At 36.4% G+C, this 16,904-nt stretch carries 16 protein-coding genes and 2 tRNA genes; 3 read left to right on the forward strand and 15 right to left on the reverse strand.

All coding sequences use genetic code 11. The features are described 5' to 3' along the window. Positions 1–208: 208 nt before the first annotated feature. The 3 genes from G3I01_RS16270 to G3I01_RS16280 all read right to left on the reverse strand — a co-directional run bounded on the left by G3I01_RS16270 (position 209) and on the right by G3I01_RS16280 (position 2,139). A tRNA-Pro gene (locus G3I01_RS16270) sits at positions 209–282 on the reverse strand. A gap of 50 nt (positions 283–332) precedes the next feature. Then, the gene (locus G3I01_RS16275; RefSeq protein ID WP_219549654.1) at positions 333–1,175 is read right to left on the reverse strand and encodes an aldo/keto reductase; all 843 of its coding nucleotides are present in this window, start codon (positions 1,173–1,175) and stop codon (positions 333–335) included. A gap of 52 nt (positions 1,176–1,227) precedes the next feature. After that, a complete protein-coding gene (locus G3I01_RS16280; protein WP_219549656.1) occupies positions 1,228–2,139 on the reverse strand; it encodes an alpha/beta hydrolase in 912 nt (303 codons plus the stop codon). A 151-nt stretch (positions 2,140–2,290) separates the two neighbouring features. On the opposite strand from G3I01_RS16280, the gene G3I01_RS16285 reads away from it, so the two are divergent. Then, positions 2,291–3,535 (forward strand): YaiO family outer membrane beta-barrel protein, encoded by a 1,245-nt coding sequence (locus G3I01_RS16285; RefSeq protein WP_219549658.1) that lies wholly within the window; start codon positions 2,291–2,293, stop codon positions 3,533–3,535. Here the strand turns inward: G3I01_RS16285 and G3I01_RS16290 are convergent. From G3I01_RS16290 to G3I01_RS16330, 10 genes are all read right to left on the reverse strand, one after another. Then, positions 3,532–4,983: a glycosyltransferase gene (locus tag G3I01_RS16290; RefSeq protein ID WP_219549660.1), complete on the reverse strand. Its 1,452-nt coding sequence runs from the start codon at positions 4,981–4,983 to the stop codon at positions 3,532–3,534. The two genes, G3I01_RS16285 and G3I01_RS16290, sit on opposite strands and share 4 nt — an antisense overlap. Next, complete coding sequence (locus G3I01_RS16295) at positions 4,973–6,025, reverse strand: hypothetical protein (protein ID WP_219549662.1); 1,053 nt, start codon at positions 6,023–6,025, stop codon at positions 4,973–4,975. The genes G3I01_RS16290 and G3I01_RS16295 overlap by 11 nt, the downstream gene beginning before the upstream one ends. Beyond that, positions 6,025–6,378 (reverse strand): response regulator, encoded by a 354-nt coding sequence (locus G3I01_RS16300; protein WP_219549664.1) that lies wholly within the window; start codon positions 6,376–6,378, stop codon positions 6,025–6,027. Before G3I01_RS16300 ends, G3I01_RS16295 begins: the two co-directional genes overlap by 1 nt. Before the next feature lie 785 nt (positions 6,379–7,163). Next, positions 7,164–7,430 (reverse strand): hypothetical protein, encoded by a 267-nt coding sequence (locus G3I01_RS17185; protein WP_257710658.1) that lies wholly within the window; start codon positions 7,428–7,430, stop codon positions 7,164–7,166. 8 nt (positions 7,431–7,438) lie between these two features. Further along, positions 7,439–8,509, reverse strand: a complete 1,071-nt coding sequence (gene chrA / locus G3I01_RS16305) for a chromate efflux transporter (RefSeq protein ID WP_257710659.1) — start codon at positions 8,507–8,509, stop codon at positions 7,439–7,441. Beyond that, on the reverse strand, positions 8,510–9,232 hold the full coding sequence (locus G3I01_RS16310; RefSeq protein ID WP_219549666.1) for a superoxide dismutase: 723 nt from the start codon (positions 9,230–9,232) through the stop codon (positions 8,510–8,512). It lies immediately after the preceding gene. A 311-nt stretch (positions 9,233–9,543) separates the two neighbouring features. Further along, positions 9,544–9,888, reverse strand: a complete 345-nt coding sequence (locus G3I01_RS16315; RefSeq protein WP_219548567.1) for a PepSY-like domain-containing protein — start codon at positions 9,886–9,888, stop codon at positions 9,544–9,546. A gap of 169 nt (positions 9,889–10,057) precedes the next feature. Further along, positions 10,058–10,699, reverse strand: coding sequence for a histidine kinase dimerization/phospho-acceptor domain-containing protein (locus tag G3I01_RS16320; protein ID WP_219549668.1), 642 nt, complete (start codon positions 10,697–10,699; stop codon positions 10,058–10,060). Further along, the gene (locus tag G3I01_RS16325; protein WP_219549670.1) at positions 10,657–11,226 is read right to left on the reverse strand and encodes a hypothetical protein; all 570 of its coding nucleotides are present in this window, start codon (positions 11,224–11,226) and stop codon (positions 10,657–10,659) included. Before G3I01_RS16325 ends, G3I01_RS16320 begins: the two co-directional genes overlap by 43 nt. Continuing rightward, positions 11,223–11,906, reverse strand: a complete 684-nt coding sequence (locus G3I01_RS16330; RefSeq protein WP_219549672.1) for a response regulator transcription factor — start codon at positions 11,904–11,906, stop codon at positions 11,223–11,225. Before G3I01_RS16330 ends, G3I01_RS16325 begins: the two co-directional genes overlap by 4 nt. A 505-nt stretch (positions 11,907–12,411) precedes the next feature. On the opposite strand from G3I01_RS16330, the gene G3I01_RS16335 reads away from it, so the two are divergent. Then, positions 12,412–12,705, forward strand: a complete 294-nt coding sequence (locus G3I01_RS16335) for a hypothetical protein (RefSeq protein WP_219548572.1) — start codon at positions 12,412–12,414, stop codon at positions 12,703–12,705. Between the two features lie 1,377 nt (positions 12,706–14,082). Here G3I01_RS16335 and G3I01_RS16340 read toward each other — a convergent pair. Then, positions 14,083–15,297: a site-specific integrase gene (locus G3I01_RS16340; protein ID WP_219549674.1), complete on the reverse strand. Its 1,215-nt coding sequence runs from the start codon at positions 15,295–15,297 to the stop codon at positions 14,083–14,085. Between the two features lie 215 nt (positions 15,298–15,512). After that, positions 15,513–15,587 (reverse strand) — tRNA-Pro (locus G3I01_RS16345). 122 nt (positions 15,588–15,709) lie between these two features. Between G3I01_RS16345 and G3I01_RS16350 the strand changes: the two genes are divergently transcribed. Next, positions 15,710–16,903, forward strand: a complete 1,194-nt coding sequence (locus G3I01_RS16350) for a PQQ-dependent sugar dehydrogenase (RefSeq protein WP_219549676.1) — start codon at positions 15,710–15,712, stop codon at positions 16,901–16,903. Position 16,904 lies beyond the last annotated feature (1 nt).

Here is a 16,904-nt window from a genome sequence, read left to right on the forward strand (position 1 = left end):
ACCCTACAATAATAAACTTCATCAATCTGAATTTCAACTTTTCTATCACTGAAATTATTGTTGAGATAAAAATTTAAGAAGGATTAATTTAAACTCTTCAATGATCAGCATTTAAGGAATTTGGGCCAAACTAGTAAATTGCGTGAAATAAAAAACTCTGGTAATCAAAAGACTACCAGAGTTCAAACTTTTAATAATAAGCTTAAAGTCGGGATGACAGGATTTGAACCTGCGACCCCACGCCCCCCAGGCGTATACGCTACCAGACTGCGCCACATCCCGATTGTGGATTGCAAATTAAACTTCTTTATTTCAATTTTCAAAAATAAAGCTTAACTAAAATGTTCCATAAAGTGATCTGGATGAGCACCGGTTCTGGTGTTGTCATTAAGGGCATCTATCTTACGCATATCATCTAAAGACAATTCAAAATCAAAGACATTTGAATTCTCAATGATCCTCTCCTTATGCACACTTTTTGGAATAGTTGTAACTCCTTTTTGCAGATCCCATCTAAGAACAATTTGAGCCGCAGATTTGCCGTATTTTTCCGCAAGTTCTTTTATAACATCATTCTTGAGGATTTCACCTCTCATTAAGGGAGACCATGCCTGGTAATGAATATTATTCTTTTTACAATAATCTATGAGCTCTTGCTGAATTAATTTGGGATGAAATTCATTTTGCAGAACCATGGGTTGTACGCCTCCAAGTTCTTTAAAACTTTCCAGGTGATGTTCCAAACAATTACTAACACCAATTGCTTTAATTGAACCTTCAGCGTAGAGGTCCTGCATAATTTGCCAGGTATCCAGAAATTTACCCGGTACCGGCCAGTGAATTAAGTAAAGATCAAGATATTCCAGGCCCATCTTTTCCAGAGTATCATTGAATGCCTTACGGGTAGAACCTTTTCCCTGATCATCGATCCATATTTTAGAAGTTACAAAGATCTCCTCTCTTGGAATTTCACTATTTCGTATCGCTTCTCCTACGCCTTCTTCATTTCCGTAAAAAGCAGCGGTATCTATTAGACGGTATCCAGCTTCCAGGGCATGCTGAATAGAAGTTTTAACTTCCTCCCCATTATCAGCCTTATAAACGCCAAGTCCTAAATAAGGCATCTCCACTTCATTTGCAAGCTTCACTTTTCCCTGAATGTTGGTAATTTTCATTTCTGAATTTTTTAGATTAATTACTTAGAACCCTAAAAATAATACTCCTGCTTTACTTAACTTCTTCTGAATTCGCTTTTAAAAAATCTTTAACCTCTTTTAAGTAAATATCCGGCCTATCCAGCCAACCGTAATGTCCACATTCAGGCATGACCACCAACCTGGAGTTAGGTAAAATTTCATGAGCTTCTTCAGCGATATCAATAGGTACTACGTCCTGTAATCCATGAAGGATCAATACTTTTTTATTAAAACTCTGCATTTCAGCAGTCTTATCAAAATTGGCAGACCGCATATTATTCCAGATCAACGAATTTAAATCACGATCTACTTCCAGTAACCTTGCAGCAATGGTTGCTTCATTTTCAGATCCAAACAAATAGGCCTTTGCCATGTAAGAAGCTCTTTTCTTTACCAAATAAGGATTTGCGGAGTTAGTATTCATTAAGGCTAAATAATGTATAAGGCTATCATTTTCGGCTTCAGTGAGGCGGTTAGTAATACTAAACCTATTTGCGTTTCTTAAACTCATGCCTCCACTATGAGACTGGATTATTGCCTGAACCCGTTCAGGATATTCTGCGGTATAAGCATAAGCCAGCATTCCGCCAAAAGAATGCCCTAGCAAGATCCATCGCTCATATCCAAGTTCCTTCCTAAGATTTTCAATATCTTCAACCATAAGATCCATGGTGAAATTTGAAGGATCTCGGTGTTTCATTTCGGTTCCTGTTGTTCCCCTTTGATCATAAATGATAGTTGTGTTATCTTCAGAAAACAACTTTGCTAATGGCGCAAATCCATTACTGTTCATTCCCGGTCCGCCATTAATAATTAAAACAGGATAGCCACTACCAAAGACTTTGTAATTGGTTTGAAATCTTTTCTTATCAAATTCCTGCTCCTGACCCCGCACATAAGAGCCCAATAAGATCATTAGTAAAATAAAAAAATGAAAATGCATATCGAAAATTTCTTAAAATTAGCTAATCCAAAATAAAGAATGCTTGTTCCAGAATTAACGTCTGATATTAAAAATTTAAAAGTCAACCATTACTTTAAAGAAAATCTTTCATAATTGCTATCTTCACGGCCGTTTCCCCAAACTAACTTAAATGATCAGAAAGTTTTTTCTTTTAATTATCCTGCTTGTTTCCGTGTGTGGGTTCTCCCAGGAAATTCAGGAAAAAAATACAGATAGTTTATATTTCCAGGGTCTGAAATTCTATAAAAACCAGGAATTTAAAACTTCACTTGCATACACCAATCGCGGGTTAGAATTAGCTCCGGAATACCACGACATAAGGATATTAAGAGTCCGTAATTACTGGGCTCTTGATATGATCCAGAATGCCACCAGCGACCTTGAGTTTCTTTTGGCTGAAGCTGAAGACTATCCAGGTGTTAGAGAACTTGTACTCAGACAAACCAAATTGCTTAAGGATCCCGAAACAGCTTTAAAATTTTTAAATAAAATAGAAGAAACCGGCAGTTTGAGTACGAATTCACGGATCCTCAAATCGCAATTATTACTGGAAAACAAACAGAAATCTGAATCCCGGGAAATCGCACTGGAATTATTTAATGATCCAGATCTCGATGAAAAAGACCGGTATTTACTTCAGAATATTCTGAAAAGGACCATTAGCAATGAAATTGGGATCAATTACCAATACATTTACTTTAGTGATAGCTACAACCGTGAGGCCTGGCAAACCATTAGCCCTGAATTTCAACATTATTTCAATCGTACAGCAGTTATTGCCCGTCTGAATTATAATGACCGAGGTTACCAGAATGGGACTTTATATGAACTTGAGGCATACCCTGTATTTAGTGACAAGGTATATTCTTTCCTTAACGTAGGAATTTCCAATGGCTCATTATATCCAGATCTAAGGACCAGTGCATCTATATTCGTGAATTTTCTTCGGAAATTTGAATTTGAAGCAGGTGGTCGACTTTTACATTTTTCAGACCAGGATTATTTTTCTGCCATTGCAGGACTTACGATGTATCAGGGAAAATTCTATCTGAATACCAGAATATTTATGGGACCGGAGATCAATGACCAGTATACGCAGAATTACCAGTTGAATGTTCGTTACTATCTGAATAATACAGACAACTTTCTAATGCTTCGTTTGGGAACAGGAATTTCTCCAGATGAAAGTACGATCTTCACCCAGGTACAGGAAAATCCGGGACTGGAAGCCTATTACTCGAATCTTGGAATAAATTTCACCATAGGACCACGCCATATTATCCAGGCAGGGATTGGATATTTGTTTGAAGATATAACGAGCGAAAAAGAAGGTGACCAGGCAATAGGAAATATTGGATATAGATTCAGGTTTTAAGAATCTGAAACTTTGAATCCCTTTCTTGTCATAGTTCCCCAACCGGATTTTATACCAAAGATCTTTTTATAGTAACCTTTCATCTGTCCGTACACCAGTATGGGGTGGTATAGGAAAGGTTCAAGATAAGCGGCCAGTAATAATTCTATGATCTGCTTAGGTTTATGATAATGATCAAAATTCTTAACATACATAAAGATCGCTGCCGTAGAAAATACACATCCTATCAGATAGGCAGCTGTAAATAGCAAGATTGCCATAGGCCAGTTGATCATTCCGAAAAAAGCGAATGCTATAATGCAAATAACACCAAGGAATTCAACAATTGGTGCACCAAACTCGAAGAACAACCAATATGGATAAAAAATTAATCCCATGTAGCGATACTTACGATTGAGAAATAGCTTACGATGCATCTTCAGGGTCTCCCATAGCCCCCTCGCCCATCGATCTCTTTGTTTAATCAAGATACTGTGATCTGGCGGACCTTCAGTCCAGCAAAGCGTTTCTGGAAGATATACCACTTTATAGGGTAATTTCTTCTCTTCCATAAGCATGCGAAGTCGAATACAAAGTTCAAGATCTTCTCCAACGGTCTTCGCGTCAAAACCATTCACCTCAATAACTCTTTTCCTGGGATACATCCCAAATGCACCGGAGACAAGCATGAGACCGTTGATCTCGCTCCAGGCCATTCTACCTAATAAGAATGCCCTGATATATTCTACGACCTGCACCATAGGCACCAGATTGTCAGGAAGTCTCAATTCCTTGAGAACGCCATTCTTAATTACAGAATCATTGGCAATTCCAATTCCACCGCCACAGGCGATAACTTCCTTTTCATTTTCTTCCAGGTATGGCCTCACCATTTTTAAAAGAGCATCCTGTTCTATGATACAATCGGCATCTGTACAAACTACCAATTCAGAAGAAGCAAAGTTTATCCCTGCATTCAACGCGTCTGCCCGTCCACCGTTATTTTTATCCAATACGGTAAGATGAGTATATTTTGAAAGTTTGCTGCGATAAAAATACTTTACTGAAGCCGTTGGAATAGGCTGTGTGATAAACGTCGCGTCCCTGCGTTCCAGCTGAAATTCTTCAATAAGCTGCTCCAGAGAATCATCTTTACTACCATCGTTAACCAGGATCAGTTCATAATATGGATATTGAATGGATAGCAAGGACTTCACATTTTCTATGATCGTTAATCCTTCATTGTATGCCGGAGCTATAACCGATATCGAAGGAATATCTGTAGCACTTACAATATCATTTACCTGTAAGAATAGAGATTTTCTTTTATTCCTTTTTATGGCGCGGCTTGCCAGGACCACCCCACTAAAGTAAAAGGTCATTAATATTATTCCATAGAAAAAGAATATATAGTTCGCCGCCAGGAAAACATACTCACTGCTGAAAAATTCTCTTAGGCTACTCAACATTCATTTCTGTTTTTGCCGGGTATTGCTGATAATAGAATTCCTGAACTTTCTCTTTATAGCCATTGTTCCATAATATTTCGGCTATACTCAGTTTAAGATCGTCACTAGCTGAATTTAATTGTTTCATGTAGAAATCCAGATCCATTTCAGAATTGTGATATAAATAGTTCAATAATTGTCCCTGCTGGGTTGGATCTGAAATATCCTCAAAAAGCACCTTTATATATTTTATTTTCGATCTCGAAAGTGCAAAAGTTTGTAAACAGTAGATAGCTGTTTCCCTTACTTCATAATCTTCATGATTCAGGTTATCAACAATATAACCGGTCTCGGCATGCAGCTCGTATTTCCTAATGATCCTCATAAGGAGTTTTTTACCAAATAATCTTTCGGTTTTATAAGCCCGATGCAGCCATTTTAATTCAGGAGTTGGATAAAGATCATAGAGCTTTTCAACAATCTTGATCTGCTGCCATAAGGTCATATTACGCTTCAAATAAGGTAAAAACCTGAGACTCTCCCAGCCTAAGAAAACAACCAGGGCGATCTGGGCTTCACGTCTAACATATATATTCTTGTGGTTTCGGTACTTAAATATCTCATCAAGATATTGAGATTGGTTCATTTCATAGATTTCTCTTATCCCTCTCGCCTTTCTATACCAGCTCCAGCTTGAGATTTTATTTACTGAAACCCTGTATGGCGGAATCTGCGTGTACAGCTTTTGAAGCTTATAAAAGTTGGTTCCCAGAATGGTTCGCTGAGTACGAATCATTAAACCAATAAGAAATTGAATATTATTCTTATTCTGTTTTTTAATTCCAACTCTATTCAGGGTTTTATTGATTTCGGTAAGAGTCAGTGGGTCTTTTGGATCATTATATAAATAGCCACTAACGATCTCAGCGAAAGTCAACTCGATCTTTTGAAGTCTAGAGGTCCTTCTTCTGCGATAAATTACGCTTATAACTATGGAGATCCAATATACCACCAGAACCGCAAAAACGAACGCGATTAGAATAAGTATGGATGCTTCATTCATTAATAGGCCTGTATTATAGCTTCGATTTCATCGAGGTCTATAGGTACTGCATAAAAACCGGTAATACCTCTCAGGGAAAAAATTTCCTGTTTTATCTTATCCTGTCCCATATTGGTTACTATCAATAGATTCTTATGAAGCAAAACCTCTTGTACCTGGGCAACAAATTGTAATGGTGCGATCCCTTCAAACAAAATATCTGTAATGATAAAATCAAAATTGGTTTGTTGATCTTCAATATTAAGAGCATCTAATGACCTAATTGCTTTACAATCGAAACCGTTCAGCGTTGTTAGTCTTTCCAGAATCTTAAGGATAATGATATCCTCTTGGATCACCAGGACCTTCTTCATTAGAATTTATTTGCTTCGAAATATACTAAAACCATCTTAAATATTGCCTTATAAAGTTTTTTACGGTCTTTTAACCAACTGTATAAGTGAGGGCTGTAAGATTTTCCCCTCGCTAAAAAATTTACATCAGCATATGCCCAGAGTCAGTAAAAACTTACGCAAGAATACATCAATTGGATTTATTTTCCAGAAAATTTTTCTGTAGAAGAAAAAAAAAATTTAGAGCGGTAGTGTTCTTAATATGCTAAAAACTTCCTGAGCTTACATTTTTCTTACATTTTACCCTCCTGAAAAAGTTTAAAATCTGAACGTAGGTTAACTCTATTAGACTAAACCAATTATTTCCAAAACTTTAGAAATAAACCCTTTAACATCTGGAATAATAAAAGCCTCAAACTTTCGTTCAAGGCTTTTATTTGGTCGGGGTGGCAGGATAATTTATTTTTGTACAAACGCCCTAACCACAATACTTTCACTGTTAACTATTTTGATGTTTCACCGAATGATTCACCAAACTTCATAAAACAAAGAGAGTTCATTTTATTTGCTCGCCTTTGTGGTATAAAGATATGATTTTCTATAAAATAGCCCCTTCAAAAAACTACTTTTCCGAGTCTCTACTATTTTTCTTTAAAGATGCTAATGGACAAGATTTAGAAGTTAGCCGGACTGCATAAGCCGGGCTTCTCCTTCACCCTTTTATAAGTCCTTAATTGAGTTACTTTTTAATTTGAAACATCCATTTTTATTGCCGCTTAGATGTTGGATTAAATTTTTCATTAAAGCTAGTTATTAAAGATGAAGAAGTAAATTATTCCTGACAAAATGCTCACAGCAATGGTTTTTAGCATGTCCCATTTAAGGATGAAATAAACAAATGCAGCAATAATTCCAATTACCATTGAAGGAATATTAATGGTTTCCCATTTCGGAATTAACCATCTTATTCCGTATGAGTGGCTTTCATTTACTCGTCCAAAAAGTGTATAGATAGCAAACCAAACCCCAAGATTGAGTACAACGCCTACGACTGCAGCCGTAATTCCTGACAAGGCAGTGGTTAGGTTTTTTGCCCCCGGAGGTATTCAATATAGGGTGCGCCGGTAAATATAAACAGGAAGCAGGGAATAAAAGTTGTCCAGGTCACCAAAAAGGAAGCTAAGATGCCGGCCATAAGAGGATCCATCGTACCAGATAAGCGATAAGCTCCCATAAACCCAACAAATTGAACGACCTGGATGAGGGGGCCCGGTGTTGTTTCTGCCATTCCCAGACCGTCCAGCATTTCCCCACTTCTTAGCCAGCCATAATCTTCCACTGCTTTTTGAGCAATATAGGCCAAGACTGCATAAGCTCCTCCAAACGTAACCACTGCCGTTTTACTGAAAAATATCCCTTCTGAGAAGAAAATGTTCTCCGTTCCAATCCACATGGCGATCAGTATCAACGGTAGTGCCCATAAACTTAAAAAGAGGAATATGGTTTTCAGGCTTTTTACAAGAGACGGCTTTACCGGCTGGATATAGCTGTCTATATAAAAGGCATTATCTTCATCCCTTTTTTCTCTATGTCCCTTTATTACATGAAATTTTTCTTCCCAAAGTTTTCCGCCTATAAAACCTATTAACCCAGCAGCCAGAACAATATAAGGAAAGTCGATCTGGAAGAAAAAAATAGCGATAAAAGCGAGTACTGCCATACTCACCATGACCTCATTTTTTAGGGCTCTTTTCCCTATTTTGATGACTGCACCAATAACGATGGCCAATACAGCAGGTTTAATGCCAAAAAAAATGGCTTCTACAATTCCTATATCCCGGTATGCTGCATAGAGAATACTAAGGATTAATATGGAGATAAAACCTGGTAGGACAAATAATATCCCCGCAACCAGTCCTCCCTTGTTTCTGTGAAGCAACCAGCCGATATAGGTAGCTAGTTGCTGTGCTTCTGGTCCCGGCAATAACATGCAGTAATTGAGAGCATGTAGAAAACGGCTCTCACTGATCCACTTTTTTTCTTCTACCAATATTTTATGCATTACTGCAATTTGCCCAGCTGGTCCTCCGAAACTGTGGATAGCTACTTTCACCCATACTCTCAGGGCTTCCTTGAAAGGTAATTTTTCCAATTATCGAAGTTTAATGGCGGTGTTATATCTATCTGCTACATTATCCCAATCAATAATATCTAACACAGTATCTACAAAATCTCCTCTTTTATTTTTATGCTTTAAATAATAGGCGTGTTCCCATACATCTATTACCAAAATAGGAATAACCCCCCATTGTGTTAATTTTTGATGGTTTTCACATTGCAAAAGTGTAAGGGACTGTGAGTAAGGCTGATAACCTAAAATACCCCAACCACTGCCCTCAACACTTTTGGAAACTTTGGCTATGTATGCTTGGAGTTTATCAAACGAACCAAAATCTTTTTCTATCTGTTTTAATAAATCTGCTTTTGGCTGGGTTTTTTTATTGGTCAGGTTAGTCCAGAAAATAGAATGAAGTACGTGGCTTGAAAAATGATAGGCTAATTTCCTTGTCCATAAATCGACCATTTCCATTTCACCAGACTTAAGGTGCTTTTTAATATTGTCGAGATCTTTATTAGCTCCTTTTACCGCTCCACCATGATGAAATTCGTAATGTAGATGCAGAGTTTCTTCATCCATATGAGGTTCCAGAAAGGTTTTATTGTAAGGTAGCGACTTCTGAATAAAATTACCATTGTTATCTACTAATTTATCAATACCATTTTCATTCACACCTCGAGAAAAAACGTTATTAACGGGGAGGATAGTTGCACTACCCAATATTGTTGAATTTTTTATAAAATCTTTTCGGTCCATTTGCATTTATATTTAAAAGTTAATTAATGATTTTTCTGGCCTTATTTTAAAATAGAATACTAAACTCCAAATTCCGGGATCTCATTGCCAAAAAACGAACAGCAATGGGCATAGAAAGAAAAATTTGAATCTAATACGTATCAAAAGTAACAAGGAAACATATTCAAGTATTTCTTCTTATTTTTCCTCTTTATTAATCCAGAGGATGGTAAAAGATTAAGAGCTGAGATCTACACAAGTCGAAATTCTTCTTGGCAGCCCTCAGCTTCTATAAAAGGTCTGAAATCCTTTAGATTTTATTAGTTGAAGCATTATCGATGATCATCTTCACCATCTTTGTGGCTTTTCTCTTTTTTGAGCACTAATTTTCCTTCCGGACTAAAATAAAGTTCATAATAGGTTTCATCTTCGTTTTCGACCTCAAGCTCATACATAGTGCCCTTATTGGTCTCAACCTTTTCCACCTCCTCTATTTCCCATTCGGCGTATTCCGAGTTCTTAAAAGCATCCTTTACGGCTTCGGGTAGTTCAGAGAACTCAATGGACTTTTCACTTAACTCTTTGATCTCCGATTGGGCAGTTGCTGTAGCCACATTACCTCCTATAAAAAGTAAGGAGAATAATAAAATGCGAAATAAATTTTTACTTGTTTTCATAACAATAAGATTTTAAAATTAAACATTTATTGAAATTGAAATTTAAAAAACAACTCTGTAGAAATTTTGGAGAATCAGAAATATATTGTGAAAATGTGTTGATTCACTTCGAAATTATATTTTAATTTCAAATTACTTTTATCGGCAATTTTAAAAGCAATTGATAACCCTAAGCCCCAAGATTCAGGATTATTAGAAGATTTATTAAATCTTTGGTACAGCCTTTTTGACTTATACTTTTTTGATTGCCAGAATTGGTAACAACCAATTGTTTCTTGTCTAATTTTATGTCTACCATTCCATCTTCGACATTATGTAAAAAGGCATTTTTAAGCAAATTCTGGATGAGGATTTCGGTAAGCATCTTGTTTCCTGAAATTACAACCCTTTTTCTTATATTAATTTTCATTTTAATATTCAGGATATTTTTCTGTTCGTCATAATATTCCAGGGATCTGCCGATTATTCCATTGACATTAACCTCGTCCGTCATCAGGAACTGACTATTTTCTATTTTGGCCAGCAGTAAAAGGGTTTTGTTCAGTTTTTTTAGCCGTTGCGTAGAGCCAATGATACTGTCTACAATAGCTGCTTGTTCTGCGGTTAACGTGGTTCTGCTCACTAGCGCTTCCAATTTTGACTGAATTATGGATAAGGGTGTTTGCAATTCATGGGAGGCGTCTTCTATAAACTGCTTCTGATTTTCAAATACCTCCTTGTTTTTCCGGGTCAGCTCATTAACGGCTTCATTTAGCATCCGAAACTCATCTATATATGTAGATGGCAGTTCTTGTAGTTCCTGCTTATCCAATCGGAAAAGCCGAATTTTTTCGAGTATTCCAAAAAACGGCTTCCATATTTTTCGTGAGATAAAACGTTGGAATAAATAAAAGACAATACTAACCCCAAAAATAAACTTCCGAGAGTAATAGCGATTGTACTGATCATTTCTGCCGCCTCCAGGTGGGGCTTTATTATTTCCAGCCGGTAATGTTCACCTTGTAATTTCGCAAAAGTGGTTAGTTTGCGGTATTCATCGAACTCATTATCAACAGGCTCATAAATAAGAGTGTCGGAGTAACTTTCGTAACTTTCCTGGAACACAGTTTCTGCAACAGTATAAAAAGTAAAATCGTCTAGCGGGTTGTCTTCTTTAAATGGAGCTTCAGGATTTTCTTCAAGATAAGCCAGCAGGTTGTCTTTGCGGTTATACAGTACTTCATCCACATTCTGAAGTACGTTCCAATTTAGTACCAGGTAAAACAATATTGAAAAAATCCCGAACAGGATCAGGAAAAAAAGTAATTGAATGCGGGAAGTGTAGGTAAGTAGTTTCATAAAGACTTAATTTGATAACCAATACCATAAATATTGCTTATTTCCACCTGTGCCCCGGCATCTTTTAATTTACGTTTTAGGTTTTTGATTTGAGAGAATAAAAAATCAAAACTCTGTGCCTCATCTACATAATCTCCCCATATATATTCTGCCAATGAAACTTTGGTAAGTACCCGCTTGTGATTACTAATCAAGTGAGTGAGTATTGCATATTCTTTTTTAGTCAGAGAAAGTTTACTTTCAAGTTCATTGACTCCCACAATGTACTGATCTGGTTCGATTATAAGGTTTGAATAACGAACCAATTTATTAGTCTTAAATTGTTTCCTTCTGATAATTGCCTTTACACGGGCATTTAGTTCTGAAAAATAGAAGGGCTTAGTCAAATAGTCATCCGCCCCCAAGCCCAGTCCTTTTATTTTATCATCAAGGGAATTACGAGCAGAAAGGATAATTACTCCATCGGTTTTATCTGTTTTATGGAGAGCTTCAAGTAAATCGAACCCACTTCCATCAGGGAGATTGATGTCTAGGATAATACAATCATAATCATAGAGATTGATACGCTCAGCACCATCCCAATAATTGCCTGCGGTATCACAAGTAAACCCTTCCTCTATGGCAAAATCTTCAAGGCTTTTTAGCATTTCAGGTTCGTCTTCTATTATAAGCAGTTTCATAATTCCAAATTACAGAATTAATTCTGTAGAAATATTGCAAAGGATACTTTTGAAATTTTAATAACAATCAATATGTTTCTAGAGCTGTAGTTTTATATGCTTCCATTAATCCTGGAGCTTCGGCTGTTCAGATTAAAAATGCGATCTGAAGTGCTGCACTACCTACTTCTTTAAATGCCAAAATCTTATGACTTTAACAAAGTCCTATGTGGTAATTTTTGCCAAATAATACTTTATCATTCAAAAAAAGAAAACAAAGCAAGATGTGTCATTGTCATGACAATCTTGCTTTGCGCCCGGAGGTTGCAAAGAATAATTTGTATCTTTAAAATCACGGTAAACTTTTAATAAAGTTTATTCCACAAAGGGTCACCCCCCAAGTGGAATTAAAAGGGGAAATGCAGGTAAAAGCGTCATTTCCCTTTTTTCTTAACAAACTGCTCCTATTTCAATTCCAATCATAAAATTTATTATATTTTATAAATCACCTTAAAAACCAGTAACTATGGAATTTCAGAAATTAGAAGATGCGGTCTATATTCCTAAAATTAAAGGCTCTCCATTGGCAGATAAAGAGCATATTGAGTTTAATTATTATTTACACACCAAAACTCATGGAAATAAGGTAGACCTTGATTTAACCACTAAACTTTGTGATAATAAGATGGAATATAAATGCAAAAGCAGCTATCGAATTCCGATGGATCAAATCGAAAACTGTGTAAAAGCTAATTTGATTGATCATATGCGTACTTTGGGAATGAAAAGAAAGAATATTCCCAAATCCTTAATGCCATGAATGGAAAGGTAGTTTATTTAGCGACCAAACATTTCATAGTATTAGTTCGATAGATAGGGGGCTTTGATTCTACTAATTCTGATGTTTGGTTTCCACAATAAACATCTCTTTTTTCATTGCGACCATCGGGAGTAATCAAATATTTGAATACTAAAAAAGGGCCGTGACTGCAATAACAGAATTAACCCTTTTTTATCTTTGATTTTACTTTAAATGTATAATAAATAATATTTGAAAATTACTAGCAAAAAGTTAAAAGAGAAAACACTATTTACTTTTTTCATCTTGAGCATTTTCCGTTTGCTGTGAAAAAAAATACTGTAGATCAGGATGAACTGGTTTTTATTTATTTCTATTTACTTCTTCCAGCGCCATCGCATTACCTTTTGATGCTCCTAGCTTCAAGCTTTAAAATTATAGAGGAGCTATAAAAATAACAGAGTGGTTTATGGGCTCCGGTTAATTTTAAAGTTTGTCATTTTCGCATCGAAAGATAAGGTGATGAAAGAAGATAAAGAATTCTGAAATCCTGATCGGTGAATTTTAGTTACCGCCTAGTGAACTTAAAAAAATCTTTTTGATATTATTCTTTCAAACATTTAATAATCTAAGCTTTTTGGCTCGTGTCCAGGACAATTAGGAATGAACCTCTTTTGCTGAAACAGAGCTATTGGTTTTTTAGAAAACTCCAGGCCTACTTGCTTAATTGAAACCTTTTTTGGGCAAAATGGATACTATTTCATTATATACTGGCTATAGCCTTCCTTATTTTATAGGTCTTTTCAGATGGGTATATCCACTTGGGTGGATATACTATAGGATAGTTTAACTTATAAAACACTGAACAACAAATATTTATGAATTTAAGGAATCGAATAACATCGCGTAGCGTGTTACCGTCTTGCTATTCGATTTCGTCCCGCAGGCGGACAAAATTTCATACATGTTGGTTTGTACCAACTGCTTTTTTGAAGGATTTAAAAATCCCGTTATTACTTTTTTTCGAGTATTGTGCCTTCTTGGAAATTTTCGTGGATATCACTCGCGCATAAATCTGGGTTGTTACTATTTTGATATTCCCTAAAAGTTTAGATACTCCATAAACATCTCATTTTCTTCATGAGAACATCGGAAATAATCAAGATTGAGCCCACACATATTGTAATTAGCACGGAATTAATATATTAAGCTGATCCTAAATTGACAATACTAATTGGTAAAACGGCAATCGTCTCCATAAGAAAGAACTTAATTGCGACTTCAAATTATCATATGTTCAAACTAAAGATTGTACATTATTTAATTCTTATAATTGGTATAATTATGTCCCTTTTAGGATTAGGGCTATTTTTATACCTACTTCAAAGTCAATCATCTTTATTTTAATTTCTTTTTTAAACATTCCATATCACTGGATATTTTGGAATCAATCACCCTGGCATAGATCTGCGTAGTCGATAATTTAGTATGTCCTAATAACTTAGAGACCGTTTCAATTGGCACCCCGTTAGATAAAGTTATGGTGGTGGCAAAGGTATGCCTGGCAGAATGAAAGGTGATAGTCTTTTTTATTTTCAGTTGCTGCATCACCTCTTTTAGGTATTTATTGACCTTTTGATTGGAACAAACAGGAAACAAATAATCACCTGATATAATTTGGTCCTTGTATTTATCTAATAAGATTTGCGCCTGGGGAAGTACAGGCACCTTTATAGTTTCTTCTGTTTTTTCCCGTTTGGTATAGATCCAGTTACTCCCATCAATTCCTTTTACAATCTGATGAAGGGTTAATTTTTTAATATCAACATAAGCAAGCCCCGTATAGCAAGAGAAAACAAAAATATCTTTTACTTTTTGCAAGCTACTTCTCGTAAATTCGGTCGTCTCTAATATTTGAAGCTCCCGTTTATTGAGATACTGCCGTTCATTTTTCTCAAACCGGAATTTAAAGTTGTCAAATGGATTTTTTACCAGCCATTCCAGTTTAATAGCCAGGTTAAGCATCTTCTTGAAACGTTCCAGGTGTTTCATGGTACCATTATTCCCACAGGTCTTGCGTGAAACTTTTGCCGAATAATTGCGTAAGAACTGTTCAAAGTCCGTTACAAACCGGTAATTGATCTGTTTAAGGTTAATATCATTGCATTTCAGTTTTTTATTTAAATACTCCTTTAAATAAGTTTCGGTCGTATAATAGTTTTTGAGGGTGCCGGGTTTTAATACATTCTTCATATTAGTATTATGATAATCCATCAGTTCCAGTAAAGTTTTGTGATGTTCATCCTTCCCATAGAAACGGGCTTTGATAGTCTGGGCGGAGATAACTTTATTCTCTGACGACAGCTGCTTATGGCAGTCTAACAGCTTATTGTAAACCTGGTCTAAGTACTGGTTTAGAATTCGTGATTTTGGAGCGGTTCCCCTGGCGCGTCCTTTTGAGGTATCCCATTGATTCACCGGAATTGATCTTTTCAGACTAATTTCGGAGCGTTTTCCATCAACAGTAATTCGGGCATAAATAAATAATTTCTTGGTCTCATCATGATGTTTTCGGACAAAGAATAATACGGAAAAGGTAGTGTAATCAGGCATTTCAAGCGTCTTTAATGAAACAATCAGTTCGCAAAGACGAAAATCAAACTAACTCAAATGCCTTAGGAAGTTACGGAATTATTTGTAAAAATTGATTCACCGAATGATTCACCAGACTTATGCTTTAAAATGATATTATTTGATATCCCTAAAAACAAAAAACACTGAAAATCAAGAGATTAACAGTGTTTTGTTTCCACTTATTAGGTGGTTCGTCGGGGTGGCAGGATTCGAACCTGCGGCCTCCTGCTCCCAAAGCAGGCGCGATAACCGGGCTACGCTACACCCCGAATTGGTTTTTCAACCACAATTGGGCGGCAAATATAAGAATTATTCATCTCCCACAATGAAAACTTTTAATTTTTTATATCTTAGTTCACTTAATGCTTACTTAAGCCTTTAAATTATTGCTATGAGAAGAATATTATTGCTATCGGGACTTGCCTTAAGTCTCATTGCCTGCGGGGAAAATGAAAATAATTCTGAAACCGCACAAACTAAAGAAAACGCAGAAACAACTAACGGCGAACAGGTTCAGGAACCTACCGATGTTCCAGACCCTATCGAAGCTGAAAGTTCAGATCAATATTCCTATGAAATGGTCGTAGAAGACCTGGACATTCCCTGGGGATTTACCTTTTTACCAGACGGAAGTATCCTGATCACCGAGAAAAAGGGTGAGATAATTCATTTTAAAGATGGTAAGAAAACCAAAGTTCAGGGTGCGCCAGATGTTTATGATCGTGGACAGGGTGGACTTTTAGATGTAGTGCTTCACCCGGATTATGAAAATAACGGCTGGATATATTTTACTTATTCCTCTAAAGAAGGTGAAGGTGATGGTGGAAACACAGCCCTTATGAGAGCAAAACTAGAAGGGGATCAACTCACAAATAAAGAAGTACTTTATAAGGCCTCTCCAAATACTACCAAGGGACAGCACTTTGGTTCCAGAATTGCCTTCGATAATGAAGGACATCTTTATTTTAGTGCCGGAGAGCGTGGAGCACGTGATGTGAACCCGCAGGATATTACCCGTGATAATGGTAAGGTCTACCGCCTTAATGATGATGGAACTGTCCCATCAGACAATCCTTTTGTAGATGAGGAAAATGCAGTAGAAGCGATTTATTCTTACGGGCATCGTAATCCGCAGGGTATGATCCTTAATCCTGAAACCGGAGAGATCTGGGTTCATGAACATGGTCCACAGGGTGGAGATGAGATCAATGTGGTAAAAAAAGGAGCGAACTATGGCTGGCCCGTAGTCACTTATGGTGAAAATTATGATGGCACGCCTATCACCGAGGAAAGATCAAAACCAGGCATGGAAGATCCTATTTTTTACTGGTTACCTTCTATTGCACCTAGCGGATTTGCTTATGTGACTTCAGATAAATTCCCGGAATTAAAAGGAAATTTATTAGTAGGATCATTGAAATTCCAATATCTGGAACTTTTAGAACTGGATGGTAAAAAAATCAAAAAAAGAACTAAATTGCTAGAAGACTCGGGAAGAATGAGAGATGTGAGACAGGGACCAGATGGCAATATTTATGTTGCTTTAGAAGGTAAAGGAATCGCAAAACTAACTAAGAACCAATAAT

It is taken from the genome of Gramella sp. MT6 (genome assembly GCF_019357415.1).
Lineage (GTDB): Bacteria > Bacteroidota > Bacteroidia > Flavobacteriales > Flavobacteriaceae > Christiangramia.